Raw genomic sequence first — 18,854 nt, 5'->3', positions numbered from 1 at the left:
CAATGACTACTACTAAAAAGGGTGAAAAATATGGTGTGAAATTGTACCTGATAAGGGTGCTAATACCAATCAGATTCATCATCCATATCTAAATCAAGCCTAAAATTGTCTAAAAACAAAGGCTGAATTTCATTGAATGAACTAAATTTTGCGGAATAAATCGACCTGCTGGCCTAAATTACTGATGATAACGGGTTGTGCGTTGGCTTCAATCTTATGTGCAAAGTATTTGCCTATTCGCCAACTTAACGCGGCCCCAAATAAGGCTAGAATCATTGCACTAAGATTAGTATCAAGCTCAAGGCCAAACGCTAATAAATGCCCTATGCCAGCGAATAAAAACAGCCCTAACAGAGGAAGCAAATAGACCAATGCCGCAGCTTGAATAATCACACTTTCAGGAAGACCCAACTTCAACATATCGTTCTTTGCGTAAGGCTGTTCACTTGCAATAGAAAATCTCTGTGTTTTAACAGAAAAGGCTTTAGCCACTGCAGATGTGCCACAATTTTCATTATTAGCACAGTGATTACAAGCACTTTTTAACTCAACCTCTACCATTACCCAACCGTGTTGATAATCAACCACTTTAGCCAACTCCTCTAATAAAGAACTTGGCTCAGGTTGGCGTTCGGCAAATTTGGGTCGATTAGACATAATCAAATTACTTATGGTTGATGGGTAATTATCGCGCTACTTTAACGCTAAACTTCGGGCAATGCGCTCTAAAGTTTGACTTGGTACTTTACCTAAAGCGACCACTTCGGCGTTACCCACTTTTTCAACCACCATAGACAAGCCATTTCTGGTAACTAATTCTTCGGGCATTGGGCCTTCAGGCGCTCTAGCAACATAAACCGAAATATTGGCTAAGCCATCAGTCAAGGCAATATATTCAACGGGCTCGTGAATACCGATTAAACGATGATTATCACTGACCACCATATCAAACCCCTGCGGTAACCAGGTAAACTGCCAATCTTGTGCATCTTTACGATCGGCTTGTTTGATTACATCAGGCCAATCATGTTTGCTGGCTTCAACTAAAATACTGGGAGACTCTTTGAATTCAATGAGTTCAATAACCATTGTCTGTTCAAGTAATTGTTTTTCACGATTAAGCGTGTCATATCGCAAGGGTAAATAGGTTTCTAAATCTAGCCAGATTTGAGCATCATAACGATATTCGTCTTTGGCAATAAATCGGATCATCTGACCAGCCCTACCTGCAATGCGACTGCGGCCGCCAAGCACGAATTGATAGCCCTGCTCTAGCTTACTTATGTCACCATATAAAGATACAGGCCAAACCCCCTGAATAAGGCTGGCATTAACACTGTATGGCGGTTGGTCATGCTCTAAAAAGGTAACGGTATTATTTACTTTGACCGCATTTTTGGGCGGACCATTTAGGTATTCTAAATAGGCTATTCGCTTATCATCTACCGTACCTTGTAAAAATACCAAAGGACGTACATGATCAGCTTGAATTTGCACAACAGAGGCCTTGAACTGTGTTTCGCTAAGTGCTTGGCTCATGTTGACAAGCCAATCTTTTGCTGACAATTCTTCACTATGGCTAAAAGGGGAGATGATTAACAGTGCTAGCAGGAAAAGGCGCAAGCTAACTCCTAGAAAGTAAAACAGCAATGGCCTATTAAACCATTGCTGAATGGAGAATAAAAGTTATTGGTTGATTTCAGCTTGGTTAGCTTGCTCAACTTGAACACCTGGATTTAAGCGTTGTTGAAGCATGTGATCTTGAATGTAAGCGTTAATACGTTTGCGCTGTTCAAGCACTTGCTCGTTTGTATAACCTTGCTGATTCGCTACCGGCCCTGTTTGTAAACTCACAGGAGACATAGTTCCCACTAGCGGACGGGTGTTAAACACGGGTAATGGCGACTCTACGTCTTGAGATTGATCGTAAGACTGCACACCAACAATGGCAACTAACGCGACACTAGCAGCAATAGCATATTGACCAAACTGCTTAAACAGTGATACCACATTCGATGTATTTGGCGTGTTGGCCGCAACGCTTTGTTCTTCTATCACGATGCTATTTTTAGGGGCCATGATCGTAGGCTCTAACTCAATAGCAGCTGCAATACTTGCTGTAATATCTAAGTCGATGGCCGTGGGAAGTTCACCACGCATCGCATCACCAATCATGTGATAACGTTGCCACTCTTGATGAGAATCAACATCAGATGCAAGTTGAGTTAATGTTTGCACATCAACTTCGCCATCAACTGCTGCAGATACCCATTCTTGACTTGATTTAACCATTTTTCACCTATCTTAAATAATAAGGCTATTACTTTTCCAGTAGAGGCTGGAGCTGTTTATCGATTGCTTCTCGAGCGCGAAATATTCGCGATCTTACCGTACCAACGGGACAATCCATTATATTGGCAATATCTTCGTAACTCATACCATCTAATTCACGTAAAGATATCGCCATTTTTAATTCTTCAGGCAATTTATCGAGAGTATCAAAAATCACTTTACTCATTTGATCTTTCATCAATAAACGCTCTGGTGAAGCAAATTCTTTTAAAGCATCACTGCCTTCATAGTATTCAGCTTCTTCTATATCTACATCATTCGCAGGCGCTTTTCGCCCTTGAGAAGTAAGAAAATTCTTTGCCGTATTAACGGCTATTCGGTACAACCAGGTATAAAAAGCACTATCACCACGAAAGTTAGCAAGTGCACGGTAAGCTTTAATAAAAGCTTCTTGTGTTACATCAGCTACATCCGCTTGATTTCGAACATATCGTCCAATCAGGCTCATGACTTTGTTTTGGTATTTCATTACCAACAGGTTAAAAGCGTTTTTATCGCCTTGCTGTACACGCTCAACTAATTGTTGATCACTATATTGTCCACTCATCCGAGCCGACTACTCCTAAATCTGTATCACTGATATTCAGTCGCTCGAATCCTGTTCATATAAGTAGACTGAGCATTTCGATAAAAGTTCGATAAAATATAAAAAAAAATTCATTTTGCTGGCTTTTTGCCAAATAAACACGAAATAGCACGAACAAAATATCGGCTTAATGTACCCAAGTATGGTGTTTTGATTTACCATTACTGAACCATTTCTTTACCCATGATACCCGATGACACAAGCAGTTGAATACCAATCTGACATTTTGGTTATAGGTAGCGGTGCGGCAGGGCTCACTTTAGCACTCCATTTGGCAGAAACATCTTCTGTGATTCTTCTCTCTAAAGGCCCTTTAGCTGAAGGTTCAACCCTTTATGCCCAAGGTGGCATTGCTTCCGTATTTGATGAAGGTGACACGATAGAATCTCATGTAAATGACACCCTTATAGCGGGTGCCGGATTATGCGATAAAACCGTAGTGACTTTTACCGCTGAAAATGCCAAAGCGTCTATGCAGTGGCTGATAGATTGTGGTGTGGCTTTTGATAAAGAAGAAACATCAGATAATCAAAAAGATGCGCCTTATCACCTCACCCGAGAAGGCGGTCACAGTCATCGTCGTATTTTGCATGCTGCTGATGCAACAGGCAAAGCAGTACAAACCACACTGCAAGAACGCGCCCTTACCCATCCCAATATTCGCGTGTTAGAACGCTATAATGCAATTGACCTCATTACATCTCGTAAGCTTAACCGCCCAGGTAACCGTGTTCTTGGTGCTTATGTTTGGAATCGAGATAAAGAGCACGTAGAAACCATTACCGCTAAATTTGTTGCACTGGCAACGGGTGGATGTTCAAAGGTTTATCAATATACTTCCAACCCAGACATTGCCAGCGGTGATGGTATTGCAATGGCGTGGCGCGCAGGTTGCCGTGTAGCCAATATGGAGTTTAACCAATTCCATCCAACGTGTTTATACCATGCTGAAGCCAAAAACTTCTTACTATCAGAAGCATTAAGAGGTGAAGGCGCTTACCTTCGTCGTCCTGATGGCAGTCGTTTTATGCCTGAATTTGATGAACGAGCTGAACTCGCCCCTCGAGATATTGTCGCAAGGGCTATTGACTATGAAATGAAACGTTTAGGTTCCGATTGTGTCTATTTAGATATTAGCCATAAGCCTGCTGACTTTATTATTAAACATTTCCCGACTATTTATCAGCGTTGTTTAGAGTTAGGAATTGATATCACCAAATCTCCTATTCCAGCGGTGCCTGCGGCACATTATACGTGCGGCGGCGTAATGACTGATTTACATGGCCAAACTGATTTAAATGGCCTATATGCTATTGGCGAAGTGGCCTATACCGGACTGCACGGCGCGAATCGTCTGGCAAGCAACTCTTTATTAGAATGCCTCGTGTTCGCCAGAGCTGCATCTCAAGATATTGAAAGCCAGCTTCAAAAAATTAAAATGCCAATTAATGTGCCTAACTGGGACGAAAGTAAGGTGAGCAACTCAGATGAAGAAGTTGTCATTGCCCACAACTGGCATGAGCTAAGACTGTTTATGTGGGATTATGTTGGCATTGTACGAACGGATAAACGATTAGAGCGTGCACTGCGACGTTGTATGATGTTACAACAAGAAATCCAAGAATATTATTCTAATTTCCGTGTGAGTAATAACCTGCTGGAATTACGAAACCTGGTGCAAGTGGCTGAACTAATTATTCGCTGTGCGATGGAGCGTAAGGAAAGCCGAGGATTGCATTATAATATTGATTACCCTGAACTTCTTGAAAATTCAGGACCAACAATTTTACAACCAAACTAAATATGTTTCGTTAAATAAAATGTAATTAACTAGACTGCTGTGCAAGACGACATAAGGTTCTATACTGAGTGTCGTCTAGCATATCAGCCCATACACAACATATTTGTCGAGAGTGATCTTCAAACTCAAGATAAAGCATACAAAATAAAGGACAAATAAAAGCCGGTTTACCAAATTTAAACAAGTCTTCTGTCGCTAATCGGCCACCTGAAACCCCATCTAATACTATCTGGCATTGCCAATGCCTTAATCGACAAAGTTGTCTAATGAACACGATGATGACGACAACAATACACCCGTAAAAAATGAGCGTTAATAAAGTTGATTCTAGGCTTGGCCAGGCGATGAAACTCGTCATCACGACAGCAAATATTAGCCAGTAACAAAGGTATTGATGAAACGACGCCCTCAACACAAAGAGACTTGTGCGAGGGACCTTTACTGTTTGCTTATGGTGCTGGGCGTCCACGAACTTTTATTACCATCGCAGCTAAATCGACATCAGGGCATTGTTCATGTCCCATAAACCAAGCAAATAACTCAGGATCTTCACACTCTAATAAGCGAATAAACGTTTGCTTATCGTTATCAGGCAATTGTTGATAATGTGTCTCAACAAAGGGTTGAAACAATACATCAAGTTCTAGCATTCCGCGACGACAAGCCCAGCGAACTCTAGCTATATTCATTAATTCCAACACATACTCCTGCAATAATAAGGACTAACCACTAGGGTTAATCAGCGAAACCTAAACGATTATCAAAATCTTGTACTTGTTGATCTAACCCTAAAAATAAATCGGTAAAATCAGTTTCAAGTAAACTTTTTACTGCGGGATGTTGAATCATTCGCTCAGCAAACATGACATGATATTCTTCTTTAATATCGGAGGTTTCACCTAATAAAACCATTCCTTGCGAAAGTATATCATGTCGATAAATAGACGGTGCAACAAAAATACCACGTTTGAAATACCCAAAAGCTTTCATCATGGCTGCATCATCAAACTCACCTAAAATACTCACGTTAAGATTTTTTTCAGCGAACCAACTATGCAGTTGTTGCCCAAGAGAAGTACGGATCCCGGGGATCAATAATTTCTCTTGTTCTAAACAAGTAGGAAATGGCGCATCGATTGAGTGAGCGCAAAAAAAACTTACCCCACATTCACCCAACTTTTTAGATAAAATATCGCTATATTTTAACGATTCACCCGCACAATCCGATAAAATTATATCTAATTTGTGCTCACGTAAACGAGCTATCAAGCTCTCATGGGTTGATTCATAACATGCTAAATGTATAGAGCCGTCATGTGGAATAACCGTTAACAATACCCGGCTTGCAAGCGCTTTTGAGAGCGCATCAGCAATGCCAACCTCAAAAAGAACCGATGTATCTTTTTGGTAGTTGAGCAAATCAAGCATTTCATAACTCAAATTAAACATTTTATCGGTATAGCGAAAAACAACCTCACCTAATTCGGTTGCTTCTAAATTACGTCCAACACGTTTAAATAATGACCCCTTTAAACGATTTTCTAATAAGCGCATCTGTCCCGTTATTGTTTGCGGCGTTAAACATAAGGCTTCAGCGGCTTTGGCAACGGACCCTTTGCGCTTAACCATCCAAAAATAGTAAAGGTGATTATAATTTAGATGTTGCATAACATACGCCTTTTAAAGAATACGCTTTAATTAACAGGCTAACTGTAATTAGCTATATTGAGAGGAGCATTTACAAAGCAATGAAATCCCTCTGACTTATAAAAAAAATCGCCCACAAGCGTGAGCGATTTTAGACAAGTAAAAAATACATTACTGCTTACGACAATCCATCAGCGAATTAATGACTGACTCAAGTTCATCACTGTTTGAAACGTTATCCATTGCTACCTGTTCAGATAAAGCATCTACAATGTCACTTTTAATCGGTACTTGGCTGGCGCAATATTTACTGTTCGCTTTTTGATAGCGTTTTCCAGCTCGATATTTTAATGCCCTAGACTCATAACTATTGGCTTCCACTTTCTTTGCAGGTACATCTTTACGGTACATTAACGCACCATCAACCACCCCCTCAAGATAGCTTGTGCAACTTGGACTCGTTGAATCTTTTAAGCACACGTCAAATGAGTTTGCAGACACTGGGAAAGTAAACACCCCGAGGCTTGCCACTATAGCGACAACAGATAACGTTTTCATTATTTGGCTCCTTTTTTCGGTAACACCTTGTCTAACCAGAAGTACCCCAATAAAGCCGCAAGTAATGAACCTGTCAAAATGCCTAATCTTGCAAAATCACCAAACGCTGCTGGTGAGTTTTCAAATGCAAGTGAAGCAATGAAAACTGACATGGTAAAACCAACACCACACATAGCCGCCACAGGAGCAATATGTTTCCAACCTATACCTGGTGGTAATTCTGCCCATTTAAGCTTAACCGCAATAAAGCTAAACAGTAAAACACCAATAGGTTTACCCAACACTAACCCTAAAATAATACCAATGGTAATGGGTTCAGCAAAAGAGGCAAAAGTCATATTAGCCAATGATAAACCAGCATTAGCAAATGCAAACACAGGTAAAATTAAGAACGTACTCCAAGGATGTAAGCTATGCTCTAGGTGCTCTGAAGGCGATGTGCCATCTTTAGCCCTTAATGGAATACAGAAAGCGATAATCACACCTGCCAATGTAGCATGTACGCCCGACTTCAATACTGCAACCCAAAGAATGAATCCAAGTAATCCATACGGTGTTAATGATGTCACCCCTTTTCGATTTAAGACAACCATTAGTGCAATCGCAATAGCTGCAATAATCAAACTCAGCATCGATAAATCTGTACTGTAAAAGAGTGCAATGATGACAATAACACCCAGATCATCAATGATCGCCAGCGCTAATAAGAATACTTTTAACGCGACAGGAACGCGATTTCCGAGTAACGCCATAATACCCAAAGCAAAAGCAATATCCGTAGCAGCAGGAATAGCCCAACCCACTTGAGTTGCAGGATCTGAGTAGTTAAACATCAAATAAAATAGCGCAGGAAATAGCATACCGCCAATAGCGCCAAAAGTAGGTAAAGAGGCTTTTGCGACTGTAGATAATGCCCCTTCTAATAGTTCACGCTTAACTTCTAAGCCTATCAACAAGAAAAATAGTGCCATTAAACCATCATTAATCCACAACAACAGTGGCTTATCAATATCTAATGCACCGACACGAACTTGTACTTCAGTATTTAAAAAACCTTCGTACAAACCAGCTAATGGTGAATTTGCTAAAATCATGGCCAAGGCGACAGAAATCATTAAGATGATCCCGCCAGCGGACTCTTGGCTCAGGAAGTTTCTAAGTGCTTTTTCCATTTGTAACTCCTAAAAATCGATGCTTTGAGTCTATACCAGAACATTAAAACAAATATAATCGAATGTTTCGAGCTTATACATCGAAAAAACCGAGTTGAGTGCACATTTATTCGTTTTTACTTACTTAAAGGCCATAAAATCACTGTTATTCCATTAGTCAGCTCTTTCCACTAATCATCAATAACTTATCAATTTGATGATAAATGCAACATAAATGTTAAAAAACATTTATCAACCAGTATTAAAATTGATTGCAATGTAAACAACAGTTGATTTTATTAGGGTAAATTCACTTTCAGAAATAAGCATAGCTTTATATTTATTAGGCTGATGATAATCCCATAATTTAACACCGCACAAAATGCACTCACGAGCACTCAGCTCCCCTGATGCCATTAATCAAGAAAAAACACTTTTTAGTCTGCTAAAAAGCTAAATAATAGCCAACATATAGCGTCTTAATTTAACAAGTAAAGGCATTTGCAGCTTACACATCTTAATTTGGATTAATCAAAAAAAAACGATAACCTACTGAATTTGATCTAACGCCTTATATGCGGCAAAAGTCTATCTCCAAAGTGCAAATTACTTTAAGTATAAATAAATATCGATAAATAATGGGTTTATGCCTAAACGACACAAAGGTATACTCAGCCGATAACGCACAATAAAATCAGGGACACCATGAAACAGTATTTGGATCTTTGCCAACGTATCGTTAATGAAGGCACTTGGGTTAATAATGAACGGACAAACAAGCGTTGTTTAACCGTCATTAATGCCGACCTGACATACGATGTTGCCAATAATCAATTTCCACTGGTAACAACTCGAAAAAGCTTCTGGAAATCAGCAATTGCTGAAATTATCGGTTATATGCGCGGTTACCAAAGTGCGGCAGAGTTTCGCGCTCTTGGCACCAAAACCTGGGACGCTAATGCGAACTTAAATGAAGCATGGTTAAAGAACCCAAATCGTAAAGGCGAAGATGATTTAGGGTTAATATATGGTGCCTTAGGACGAGCGTTTCCAAAACCTAATGGAGGTCATGTTGACTTACTGCAAGGTATTGTTGATGACCTTTCTAAAGGGATTGATAATCGTGGCGAGATCCTGACATTTTTACACCCAGGCGCATTTGACTTAGGCTGCTTACGCCCATGCATGTATGAGCATCACTTTTCATTATTAGGTGACACCTTATATCTGAACAGTACACAACGCAGCTGTGATGTTCCGCTTGGGTTAAATTTCAATATGGTTCAGGTTTACGTATTATTGGCATTAATGGCGCAAATAACGGGTAAAAAACCAGGTCAGGCCTATCACAAAATTGTTAACGCCCATATTTATGAAGATCAACTAGCACCAATGCGCGATATTCAACTCAAGCGTGAACCTTTTGCCTCACCTCAGTTAATCATCAATCCAGATATTAAGAGCCTTAAAGATATTGAAACTTGGGTCACATTAGATGATTTTGAAGTTGAAGGTTATCAGCACCACGATGCGATTCAATATCCTTTTGCGGTTTAACATGTATATTGATATTCAGTTAACTAAACCATGAGTTAACTGAATATCATTTTTAAACCCACAATAAATAATAGGCCTGCAAAGGCCTTTTTTAGTTTTGGCGTAGGTAGTGTGCTAGCCGCTTTAACGCCAAGTGGTGCAAAGATCATTGAACTAATAATGATGCCAAATAGCGCAGGAAGATAAATATACCCTAGGGTACCAGAAGGTAAATCTGGCGCATCAAAGCCTGCAACCACGTATCCTGTGGTGCCTGCAATCGCAATCAAAAAACCCGTCGCGGATGAAAAACCAACGGCCTGTTTCATCTGTAATCCACAGAAGCTTAAGAAAGGCACTAATAATACGCCACCACCAATGCCCATCATTCCTGCGACTAATGCAATAATCACAGAGATCAAGAACAAAACGCCATCGCCAGGCATTTTCCCCTCACCCTTAGATTTAAACGGGAATGCCATTTGCAGAGCCATTAACACCACAAAAACCGCAAAAGCTTGCTGCAATTGATCTGATGGGATCAACTCAGAGACAAAACCCGCAGAAAGTGCACCAATAATAATCCCCGGTAAAATTGGTTTAAATAATGGCCAGGGGATATTGCCGCGTTTGTGATGCGCGGTAGCAGAAGACAAAGAAGTTAAAATAATCGTGCTAAGCGACGTTGCGATCGCCACGTGAGTTAATTGTGAAGAGGTTATGCCTACCCAAGGCAAAATGTACAGCAACGCTGGAACAATAATAAGACCGCCACCAATACCCAGTAATCCGGCTAAAAAACCCACTAAAGAACCTAATGCTAAACAAATAGCAAAAATAAGTAGAAAATTGTCCAAGGTTGTCCCCTAAAATACGCCCTGCGGTTTAATGCAATATATCTTCTAAGTGATGTTGTTCAGTAAAGGTTTGCAGAAGTTGCTTCACTTGCGTGGCATTTGACACGGCTAAACATCGCTCTAATAACAAATTAAGTTGATTGCATGACACACGCCTAAGCAAATAATTAATCCGCGCTAAGCTTGCTTGGTTCATACTAAGTTTTGTGTAACCCATAGCGACCAAAAGCAAAGCCCCATAAGGCTCGCCGGCAAGCTCACCACAAACACTGACATCTAATTTGTACTGTTGACACTCATCTAATGCGCGCTTTAATGCCCGTAAAATACCGGGATGATAACTATCAAACAAAGAGCTAACACTGGGATTATTGCGATCAACTGCCAATAAATATTGCGTTAAATCGTTACTGCCCACGGAAACAAAATCAACTCTTTTTGCAACATCGGCCAATTGATACAACAATGCAGGCACTTCTAACATCACGCCAATTTTAGGACGAGTCAAGACACTAGCGAGTTCAACATTTAGCTCTTCATAAGCTTGCTCTAAATATTCTAAGGTTTGATCAATTTCATCTAGATTACTGACCATAGGCAACAGGATTTGCAATTGCTGACCTGACCCGCCCGCTTGCAACATTGCTCTTAATTGCACTAAAAAGAGTTCAGGATGATCTAAAGATAATCGAATTCCACGCCAACCAAGAAAAGGATTATCTTCTTTGATCGGCAAGTACGGTAATGGCTTATCACCGCCAACATCAAGAGTGCGCATAACAACCGGTCTTGTTCCTGCGGCGCTCAGCACTTGTTGGTAAACCTTAATTTGTTCGGCTTCACTCGGGAAGCGCTGGTGCAACATAAACGGAATTTCAGTTCGATATAAACCAATCCCATCCGCTCCATCAGCAATGGGTGATTCCATACCACTTAGTAAGCCCGCATTGAGATATAGATGAATACGACGGCCATCTAATGTTTCAGCAGGAAGGGTTAGCTCTGCAGAAAAACGCTTTTGCTTTTCAACATCAGCATTTATCAGCACACGATACTCATCAACCACAGTTGGAGAAGGTGAAACTAACAATTGGCCACGAGTGGCATTTAGCACCAATAATTTATTATCAATATTGGTATCTAAAACCTGTTCAACACCAATTAAAGCGGGGACCCCTAGTGCGCGCGCAAGTATGGCAGCATGCGCATTCACCCCGCCTAATTTAGTGACAATACCGGCTAATTTATGCCGAGGGAATTCAGCCAACATTGTGGCATCAACTTCTTTGGCAACCAGTATGACTGGAGTATCAGGTTCTAATTCTAATCGATCGGGCTCAATAAGCTGACGTAATACTTTTTGGCCTAACTCACGAATATCACTGGCACGTTCTTTTAAATAGGGATCGTCCATCGCCAAGAACTGTTCGATATAACGGATGGAAACTCGGCTAACAGCGGATTCTGCTCGCCATCCGCCAGCCACTTCACGAACGTATTCACCACCAAGGCTGTTGTCATCAAGTAACAGTTTAAAAGCAGAAAATATAGAGGCGACGTCTTCGGCTTGATCATTTTCAAATCGTTGCGATAGGGCGTTTAACCTATCTCTGCTGCGGTTAATTGCCAACTTAATACGATGGGTTTCGTGTGCAATGTCTTCACACGCTAAATCAGCTTGCTCTAAAGATATCGCACCACCAAGCACAAATCCTTTGGCAATTGCAATGCCACTTGATGCTGTGGTGCCACTAAATACCACTTTGTCTTGGACATTCGAGATAGCCGCTCTATTTTTTAGACTGCGAATAACCACAGCTAACTGCGCAGCTAGCGTCATTAAAAAGGCTTCTTCCCCCTCACTAAACTGTCTAGGTTCGGGTTGTTGCACCACGATGACGCCAACAACCATCTTTTGGTAAATGATCGGTACAGCCAGAAAGGCGCGATATTCTTCTTCTTCTACTTCGGGGAATAATTTAAAGCGGGGATGCACTCTTGCATCAGCCAGATTAACCGCTTCTTCACGCTCAGCGGCTAATCCGACCAACCCTTGTGACAAGGGCATTTTCACATTGCCAATAGCAGAACGCTGCAGTCCTTCAGTCGCAGAAAGTACAAGCTGTTGCTGCTCAAGAAGATAAACCGAACAACACTGGGTTGCCATAGCTTGCTTGGTTTGAACAACCAATAACTCAAGCGCAACGTCTAACGTATTAGCCGCAGCGACTGCCTGTGTAATGTCCCTAAGTGTATTTAACACTTTCTTCCCGTCCTTTAATTATGGCAGTTAATTTCGGTTGCGACCTCTTCGTCTATTTTGATGAACTTCTCTGGCTTGCAGTGCTAGAGTCGTCACAGCAAACTCTTTCATCACCTTACGATAAACATCTCGTTTAAAAGACACTACCTGCCTAACAGGATACCAATAACTGACCCAACGCCAATCATCAAACTCTGGATGACCCGATGAATTCAAGTTGATGGTATTGTCATGCCCTTTCAGTTGTAGCAAAAACCATTTCTGTTTTTGTCCGATACACACAGGTTTGCTGTCTTGTCGAATTAACCGCTTTGGTAAACGATAACGTAACCAAGCACGAGAAGTTGTCAGAATTTGAACATGTTCAGGTAAAAGACCGACTTCTTCATATAACTCACGATACATAGCTTGCTCAGCAGTTTCGCCTTCATCAAGCCCCCCCTGTGGGAATTGCCAAGAATGCTGACCAAAACGTCTTGCCCACATTACTTGACCGAACTTGTTACAGATAATGATGCCCACATTTGCGCGAAAGCCGTCGCTATCAATCACATGGACTCCAATTTCACAAAAATTTCATTAATGTGATTGTTTCACAAAGCTTGGCTATCGGCAAACCCCTATTTTCAACATAATTTGGGATAAATATGGATTTTAAGGTATTTTATCAACAGCACGAATCGTTGTAATGATGTGTTATCCACAAAATCTGTGGATATCTCTGTTTGAAACTTCCGTAAACTGGGTTATTTGATTAAAAAAACAGTCATAGACTATTGATTCAAAAAAAACACAAAATAAAATTAAACCAATAAAAACAGACTTTTAAATATTAACCTCGCAATTAAAACGCATCAAAACCAATTAAAGCTCACTTTTTAACCGCACTTAAAGTTATTCTACAAACATCATCGACACAATAAAACTTATTCACAAATAACAACCGAATATTTATAAAAAAAGCGATTTTTTCGTTAAAAAAGTCATTGACGATAGCTTTTACATCGGTTAAGACAATAACTTTACTGTGTTATTCAACAAAACTGTGGATAACTATGTGTGAAATACTAGGGATAAAAGCGTGTAACTTTTTTAAAAGGCATTTATACAAAAAACAAAAAGCATTTAAATGCCTTATTTTCATAAACTTAAAAGATCATTTTCAGAATGAATAACTTGATCTTATTTTGATGGTTGTTTTTTGACCGAACAGGTTTAATGACCTCAAATTAATCGCGATCAACTGGCTATGTTTTTTAGGGCTATGAAAACAATATGACTACAAACAGTTGCACTTGATGCTGATATTGATAACCTAACCTGCATATTTGCACTCAATAAACTTACCGTTATGCCAAAGCCATCACCTAAAACTATTCATGAATTGATGCTGCGAGCCAACGCGATGGCAGGCGTATCTTTAGCAGATATTGCTGCTGAACATCATATTCCGGTTCCCAAAGATCTTCGGCGAGATAAAGGTTGGGTCGGTCAACTAATTGAATTAGAGCTTGGTGCGTTAGCGGGATCAAAACCCGAACCCGATTTCATTCACTTGGGGGTTGAATTAAAAACCATCCCGATAGACAAGCTCGGGAAGCCATTAGAAACCACCTATGTGACTGTTGCACCATTAACAGATATTCATGGACTGACATGGGAGCAAAGTGTCGTGTTTCATAAGCTTCAATGTGTTTTATGGGTACCAATTGAAGGTGAGCGACACATACCTGTGGGACAAAGGCGTATTGGAACCCCTTTGCTTTGGTCGCCATCAGTAAAAGAAATGGCCTTACTCAAACAAGATTGGGAAGAAATAATGGAAAAAATTGCGCTAGGCAATGTGGATAACATAACGGCTCGTCATGGTGAAGTATTACAATTGCGCCCCAAAGCTGCAAACAGTCATACATTAACAGAAAGCATTGGCCCTGACGGCAACATACAATTATCCAATCCACGTGGTTTTTATTTAAAAATACCCTTTACTCAAAAAATTCTGAGTAATGCTTTTTTGCCAAACACAGCATCATAACATTAAATAAAACTCGCATTTGAGCGTTAATAAGCTAGGAAGTTTCGTTAAAAGTATCGTTTTCTCGGCATCTCTTGATCTAAATCACAATTACCACTAACACAAGTAGGGTTTTTTCGTTAAAATGCCGCCTCCTTTGCAGTCCACTTCGGATTAAATTTTTACTCGTGAAAGCCAAGAAGCAATTGAGAAAACTCGCGTTTGCCATAATAGCTTGGTGCTTTGCTATGGCCGCATTTGTTTTTTTCCGATACGCACAAATGCCAGAGCTGCCACAATGGGCTGTTGGGCAAGGCGATCTTGCAACATTGGCCATTTTTATGGGCTTTGTATTTGGTTGCTTGCATTGGATGTCTAATCTGATTGCCGATTTCAGCGCAATCAGCCGCCTGCCCTACCTTTTTTCAGTGATATTCAAAGGCCTATTTTTACTCCTTGGCGCAACAACATTGGCTTATGTCACACAGTTTTTAAACATGTGGGCCATTGAAAACCATATGGTGACCTTACGCCAAATGCTAACTGCACATGTACTTTATAGCCCGTCATTTCAAGCATTGGTTGTGTATCTTGTCGTTGTTAGAGTGGGCCTCGCGTTCATTGAACAAATGGGGTTATTGGTTGGACCCAGAGTATTACTCAACATTGGACTGGGTAAATATCACAAACCCAGATATGAACAACGCTTGTTCTTATTTTTGGATATGGCATCTTCAACTTCACATGCTGAGTCATTAGGTGACTACCGTTTTTCAAGATTAATTCAAGACAGTTTTAGTCTACTGGCTGATACGGTGATCAGAAACGATGCCGAAATTTATCGTTACATGGGTGATGCTGTGCTGATCCATTGGCCGTTAGAAGAAGGTATTCAGCAAGATCGCTGTATGAATATCTATTATGAATTTTGTAATGAACTTCAATGGCAAAGAAAATACTTTGAAGAACAATATGGATTCGTGCCTAAATTTAAAGCTGCAGCTCATTGTGGCCAGGTTGTTGCTGCCGTTGTTGGCGTACACAAACAAGAAATCAGCTTCTTTAGTGATGTATTAAATACCCTTGCTCGTTTGCAAGACCAATGTAATCCTCTCGGCCAACGAATGCTTTTATCTGGTGATTTAGCACATCGTTTGGAACAACAAGGCAGCAATTATCAATTGCAAGATCTTGGTTTAATACCACTAAAAGGAAAACAGCATCCTATCGAGGTTTATGCTGTTTCCCCTAAAAGACACGATATCAAGCTGTAGTCGTTAATCGCTATTTTTTAGCCAGCACTTGCGGCATCAACTTTTGTTGAATCGCTAAGCCTAAGGTTCTAAATGTGCTAATCCTGCTAGTGGTTTGTCGCCAAACCAAACCAATATCGCGATAAGGCGCCTCACCCGGTGGGTCCATCACTTTCAGTTCAGTGTCATTCAAGATGCCGGCATCAATCGCCATTTGCGGTAAGAAGGTTGTTCCCAGTTTACTGTTAACCATCTGCACTAACGTGTGCAAGCTTGTGGCTGCAAAAGGATTGATTTTAGCACTATCACCTAACTGACAAGCCGTAATCGCATGGCCCGTTATACAATGCTCGGCCTGCAACAAAAATATACTTTCATCAGGCATAGATTGATAATCAATTGGCTGTACCACATCATCGGACATTTCTTGATGCATCACCATTTTGAAAGGGTCAATACCCACTTTCATACTGTGAAAACCGCTGGTGTCGACCGGTAAAGCTAAAATCAATAAATCTAACTCGCCTTTTGCCAACGCATCAAGCAAACGCTCTGTGGTGTCTTCTTTCAATAATAGAGACAATTGGGGATATTCTTGTTGGCAGAGCTTTACCACTCTACTGAGCAAAAAAGGCGCGATGGTGGGAATGCAACCTAGACGAATTTCGCCTGTCATTGGTGCCCCCTGGTTTTTAACTAACTCCACCAAATCATCGACGTTAGTTAAAATGTCACGAGCACGTTCAACCACTTCTTCACCAATTGCTGTAAACATAAATGATTTATGATCACGCTCTATAAGCTGGTAGCCCAATTGCTCTTCTAAATTTTGAATACCACTAGATAGCGTTGATTGACTGACAAAACAAATTTTGGCAGCACGATTAAAATTCTGCTCTTGATATAAGTTAACCAAATAATATAGGTTCTTAAGACTAGGGAGGTTTTTCATGTAATCGATTATATAAGACCAAGGTAATTCAAATAATGAATTAACAATGCAAGAATGACAAGGTCAGTTTAATGAGCAATTACACAAAATCAGTAAAAATAAGTAAAAAAATGCTCCTTGTATTAAGGAGCATGATGAGTTTGCTTTTAAGCGACGATCGGTATTGAGAAATTAAGCTTTAGCTTCTAAGAATAACTTCAACTGCTGTAAATCACGTTCAGCATGTTCAACAATACCCGCTAACCACACTTTGTGCTCAGCATCCCATTGAACTTCTTCGCCATGTTGAAGTAACTGAGCAAACTGTTGAATACGCTTTAAACCAACTGAACCTGCTGCACCTTTAAACTTGTGGGCTTCTGAACACAATGTCTCTTTATCGCCAGCGTCATTTGCTTTGACTAAACTGCCAACATATTCAGGCATTAATTGTTCAAATAACACGACACTTTTCAATAATGTGCCAGCTCCGATTGCACTGATATATTGCTCAAGAGTATTAAGATCTAAAATAGCATCTAACTGCGTTACGGACATGTAGGGCACCTCTATTAAATTAAAATTCTAAATCGAAATCTATTAAATTAACTTTATAATACCCCGTCTTTTGCCCTATGCAAGCTTTGCGCAACGTATGTGTGCTAAACCTCGCACCAACCAACAACTTGGTAACAATTGTATAAACAACTATTCATCAAGGTAAAAAAAACATCTTAACAATTACACTCACAACCTAATATATTCAGCTATATAAATGTAATATATAACGATTAATCATCTGCTTGATTGCAGCGCTCAATTGTTACTGTTGTCACTGAGTCCGCTTCCCTGTCCGCCTTTAACTGCTAATGAATCGACAATAGCCACCAATCCATCCCATCTAAAGCCGCACCAATCTGGAGCGATTAATAATGGTTTTTTAGCATATGCTGTCACTCTATGATAAATAATGCTCTTTGGGGTGTTGCGGATCAGCGCAGTTGCCGCGTCGGCATAGTCTTGAATGCTTAACAATGAAAAAGGTTTATAGCGCCATTGCTTTGCCATGGTACTGCCTTCAACAATATGCAAAGGGTGCAGTTTTATTCCATCAACTCCTACAGCCAAAACGCGTTTGAGGCTAGCCATATAATCGGTTAACGTTTCATTAGGCAAACCTAAAATAAGATGACAACACACTTTAAGCCCACGCAACCGAGCACGAGTTACGGCATCCTGGTATGCTGCAAAATCATGCCCTCTGTTAATGCGTTTTAAAGTATGATTGTTTGCGGTTTGCAAACCTAATTCGAGCCAAACGTCGACACCAGATTTTTGATAGTATGCCAGTAAGTCTAATACATCATCTGGGACACAATCGGGTCGAGTTCCAATGTGTAAAGCCACAATTTGTGAATCCTGTATGGCTTCATCGTATTTAATTTTTAACTGTTGATATTCTTCATACGTTGATGTGTACGCTTGAAAATAAGCAATATATTGACTGTCGCTATGACTGTTGCTTGCACGTTGATTGTGTTTCAAGTTCACTTTAGCCGAATCAAGTTGTACAGCAATTGACTGCAAATCCCCCTGCTGTTCATTAAAAGAAGCCACATTGCAAAAGCTACAGCCTCCAACACCTAATGAGCCATCCCTATTGGGGCAGGTAAATTTAGCATCTATAGTGAGCTTTTTTAGTCTTTTACCATAACGCCTCTTACAAACAGCGCCATATGTATTGACGAAATCATCTAAGCCCATATTTAATCTCTACCTTATTGCAAAACGGCGCTTAATTTAGGATAAAATCAAACAGCAAACTTAGATTTAAATCAAAGAAAGCGAGTTTAACTCAGGCCCAATGCAAAGGTTGCATACAGGTCATAATTGTTTAAAACAATA

At 40.3% G+C, this 18,854-nt stretch carries 19 protein-coding genes; 4 read left to right on the top strand and 15 right to left on the bottom strand.

Annotated features, from left to right (window positions below; translation table 11 throughout):
* Positions 1–141 precede the first annotated feature (141 nt).
* The 4 genes from NE535_RS04880 to rpoE all read right to left on the bottom strand — a co-directional run bounded on the left by NE535_RS04880 (position 142) and on the right by rpoE (position 2,899).
* Positions 142–657: a SoxR reducing system RseC family protein gene (locus NE535_RS04880; RefSeq protein WP_261297551.1), complete on the bottom strand. Its 516-nt coding sequence runs from the start codon at positions 655–657 to the stop codon at positions 142–144.
* Between the two features lie 36 nt (positions 658–693).
* A complete protein-coding gene (locus NE535_RS04875) occupies positions 694–1,623 on the bottom strand; it encodes a MucB/RseB C-terminal domain-containing protein (RefSeq protein ID WP_261297550.1) in 930 nt (309 codons plus the stop codon).
* Positions 1,624–1,686: 63 nt separating this feature from the next.
* Positions 1,687–2,292: a sigma-E factor negative regulatory protein gene (locus tag NE535_RS04870; RefSeq protein ID WP_261297549.1), complete on the bottom strand. Its 606-nt coding sequence runs from the start codon at positions 2,290–2,292 to the stop codon at positions 1,687–1,689.
* A gap of 28 nt (positions 2,293–2,320) precedes the next feature.
* Positions 2,321–2,899, bottom strand: a complete 579-nt coding sequence (gene rpoE, locus NE535_RS04865; protein ID WP_188841302.1) for an RNA polymerase sigma factor RpoE — start codon at positions 2,897–2,899, stop codon at positions 2,321–2,323.
* 232 nt (positions 2,900–3,131) lie between these two features.
* Between rpoE and nadB the strand changes: the two genes are divergently transcribed.
* Positions 3,132–4,739: an L-aspartate oxidase gene (gene nadB / locus NE535_RS04860; protein WP_261297548.1), complete on the top strand. Its 1,608-nt coding sequence runs from the start codon at positions 3,132–3,134 to the stop codon at positions 4,737–4,739.
* 25 nt (positions 4,740–4,764) lie between these two features.
* On the opposite strand, the gene NE535_RS04855 is transcribed toward nadB, so the two are convergent.
* The 5 genes from NE535_RS04855 to nhaA all read right to left on the bottom strand — a co-directional run bounded on the left by NE535_RS04855 (position 4,765) and on the right by nhaA (position 8,116).
* Positions 4,765–5,154 (bottom strand): protein YgfX, encoded by a 390-nt coding sequence (locus tag NE535_RS04855; RefSeq protein WP_261297619.1) that lies wholly within the window; start codon positions 5,152–5,154, stop codon positions 4,765–4,767.
* Between the two features lie 34 nt (positions 5,155–5,188).
* Positions 5,189–5,437, bottom strand: a complete 249-nt coding sequence (locus NE535_RS04850) for an FAD assembly factor SdhE (protein ID WP_261297547.1) — start codon at positions 5,435–5,437, stop codon at positions 5,189–5,191.
* Positions 5,438–5,474: 37 nt separating this feature from the next.
* On the bottom strand, positions 5,475–6,407 hold the full coding sequence (gene nhaR, locus NE535_RS04845) for a transcriptional activator NhaR (protein WP_261297546.1): 933 nt from the start codon (positions 6,405–6,407) through the stop codon (positions 5,475–5,477).
* Positions 6,408–6,557: 150 nt separating this feature from the next.
* On the bottom strand, positions 6,558–6,944 hold the full coding sequence (locus NE535_RS04840) for a hypothetical protein (protein WP_261297545.1): 387 nt from the start codon (positions 6,942–6,944) through the stop codon (positions 6,558–6,560).
* A complete protein-coding gene (gene nhaA, locus NE535_RS04835) occupies positions 6,944–8,116 on the bottom strand; it encodes a Na+/H+ antiporter NhaA (RefSeq protein WP_261297544.1) in 1,173 nt (390 codons plus the stop codon). The genes NE535_RS04840 and nhaA overlap by 1 nt, the downstream gene beginning before the upstream one ends.
* Positions 8,117–8,800: 684 nt before the next feature.
* On the opposite strand from nhaA, the gene NE535_RS04830 reads away from it, so the two are divergent.
* Positions 8,801–9,652: a thymidylate synthase gene (locus tag NE535_RS04830; RefSeq protein ID WP_261297543.1), complete on the top strand. Its 852-nt coding sequence runs from the start codon at positions 8,801–8,803 to the stop codon at positions 9,650–9,652.
* A 35-nt stretch (positions 9,653–9,687) separates the two neighbouring features.
* Here the strand turns inward: NE535_RS04830 and NE535_RS04825 are convergent, their stop codons facing one another.
* The 3 genes from NE535_RS04825 to rppH are packed head-to-tail and all read right to left on the bottom strand — an operon-like array spanning position 9,688 to position 13,303.
* Positions 9,688–10,488: a sulfite exporter TauE/SafE family protein gene (locus NE535_RS04825; RefSeq protein ID WP_261297542.1), complete on the bottom strand. Its 801-nt coding sequence runs from the start codon at positions 10,486–10,488 to the stop codon at positions 9,688–9,690.
* Positions 10,489–10,516: 28 nt separating this feature from the next.
* Positions 10,517–12,751: a phosphoenolpyruvate--protein phosphotransferase gene (gene ptsP / locus NE535_RS04820; RefSeq protein WP_261297541.1), complete on the bottom strand. Its 2,235-nt coding sequence runs from the start codon at positions 12,749–12,751 to the stop codon at positions 10,517–10,519.
* A gap of 27 nt (positions 12,752–12,778) precedes the next feature.
* Positions 12,779–13,303: an RNA pyrophosphohydrolase gene (gene rppH / locus NE535_RS04815; RefSeq protein WP_261297540.1), complete on the bottom strand. Its 525-nt coding sequence runs from the start codon at positions 13,301–13,303 to the stop codon at positions 12,779–12,781.
* 799 nt (positions 13,304–14,102) lie between these two features.
* Here rppH and mutH point away from each other — a divergent pair.
* Entirely contained in the window at positions 14,103–14,786 is a 684-nt protein-coding gene (gene mutH, locus NE535_RS04810) for a DNA mismatch repair endonuclease MutH (protein ID WP_261297539.1), read from the top strand.
* A gap of 227 nt (positions 14,787–15,013) precedes the next feature.
* Positions 15,014–16,039, top strand: a complete 1,026-nt coding sequence (locus tag NE535_RS04805) for an adenylate/guanylate cyclase domain-containing protein (RefSeq protein ID WP_261297538.1) — start codon at positions 15,014–15,016, stop codon at positions 16,037–16,039.
* A 10-nt stretch (positions 16,040–16,049) separates the two neighbouring features.
* Here NE535_RS04805 and oxyR read toward each other — a convergent pair whose 3' ends face one another.
* From oxyR to mnmL, 3 genes are all read right to left on the bottom strand, one after another.
* Positions 16,050–16,970, bottom strand: coding sequence for a hydrogen peroxide-inducible genes transcriptional activator OxyR (gene oxyR, locus NE535_RS04800; RefSeq protein WP_261297537.1), 921 nt, complete (start codon positions 16,968–16,970; stop codon positions 16,050–16,052).
* 171 nt (positions 16,971–17,141) lie between these two features.
* Positions 17,142–17,507 (bottom strand): Hpt domain-containing protein, encoded by a 366-nt coding sequence (locus NE535_RS04795; protein ID WP_261297536.1) that lies wholly within the window; start codon positions 17,505–17,507, stop codon positions 17,142–17,144.
* A 258-nt stretch (positions 17,508–17,765) separates the two neighbouring features.
* A complete protein-coding gene (gene mnmL, locus NE535_RS04790; protein ID WP_261297535.1) occupies positions 17,766–18,713 on the bottom strand; it encodes a tRNA modification radical SAM protein MnmL/YtqA in 948 nt (315 codons plus the stop codon).
* Positions 18,714–18,854: the final 141 nt, after the last annotated feature.

Source organism: Shewanella holmiensis (assembly GCF_025370255.1).
Classification (GTDB): domain Bacteria; phylum Pseudomonadota; class Gammaproteobacteria; order Enterobacterales; family Shewanellaceae; genus Shewanella; species Shewanella holmiensis.
This window is presented reverse-complemented; position numbering and strand designations above follow the sequence as displayed.

What these genes read in the sequence shown, in the direction of transcription:
- NE535_RS04880 (WP_261297551.1), bottom strand. Translation starts at nt 657, where the DNA reads ATGTCTAATCGACCCAAATTTGCCGAACGCCAACCTGAGCCAAGTTCT.
- NE535_RS04870 (WP_261297549.1), bottom strand. Translation starts at nt 2,292, where the DNA reads ATGGTTAAATCAAGTCAAGAATGGGTATCTGCAGCAGTTGATGGCGAA.
- rpoE (WP_188841302.1), bottom strand. Translation starts at nt 2,899, where the DNA reads ATGAGTGGACAATATAGTGATCAACAATTAGTTGAGCGTGTACAGCAA.
- nadB (WP_261297548.1), top strand. Translation starts at nt 3,132, where the DNA reads ATGACACAAGCAGTTGAATACCAATCTGACATTTTGGTTATAGGTAGC.
- nhaR (WP_261297546.1), bottom strand. Translation starts at nt 6,407, where the DNA reads ATGCAACATCTAAATTATAATCACCTTTACTATTTTTGGATGGTTAAG.
- NE535_RS04840 (WP_261297545.1), bottom strand. Translation starts at nt 6,944, where the DNA reads ATGAAAACGTTATCTGTTGTCGCTATAGTGGCAAGCCTCGGGGTGTTT.
- nhaA (WP_261297544.1), bottom strand. Translation starts at nt 8,116, where the DNA reads ATGGAAAAAGCACTTAGAAACTTCCTGAGCCAAGAGTCCGCTGGCGGG.
- NE535_RS04830 (WP_261297543.1), top strand. Translation starts at nt 8,801, where the DNA reads ATGAAACAGTATTTGGATCTTTGCCAACGTATCGTTAATGAAGGCACT.
- mutH (WP_261297539.1), top strand. Translation starts at nt 14,103, where the DNA reads ATGCCAAAGCCATCACCTAAAACTATTCATGAATTGATGCTGCGAGCC.
- NE535_RS04805 (WP_261297538.1), top strand. Translation starts at nt 15,014, where the DNA reads ATGGCCGCATTTGTTTTTTTCCGATACGCACAAATGCCAGAGCTGCCA.
- oxyR (WP_261297537.1), bottom strand. Translation starts at nt 16,970, where the DNA reads ATGAAAAACCTCCCTAGTCTTAAGAACCTATATTATTTGGTTAACTTA.
- NE535_RS04795 (WP_261297536.1), bottom strand. Translation starts at nt 17,507, where the DNA reads ATGTCCGTAACGCAGTTAGATGCTATTTTAGATCTTAATACTCTTGAG.
- mnmL (WP_261297535.1), bottom strand. Translation starts at nt 18,713, where the DNA reads ATGGGCTTAGATGATTTCGTCAATACATATGGCGCTGTTTGTAAGAGG.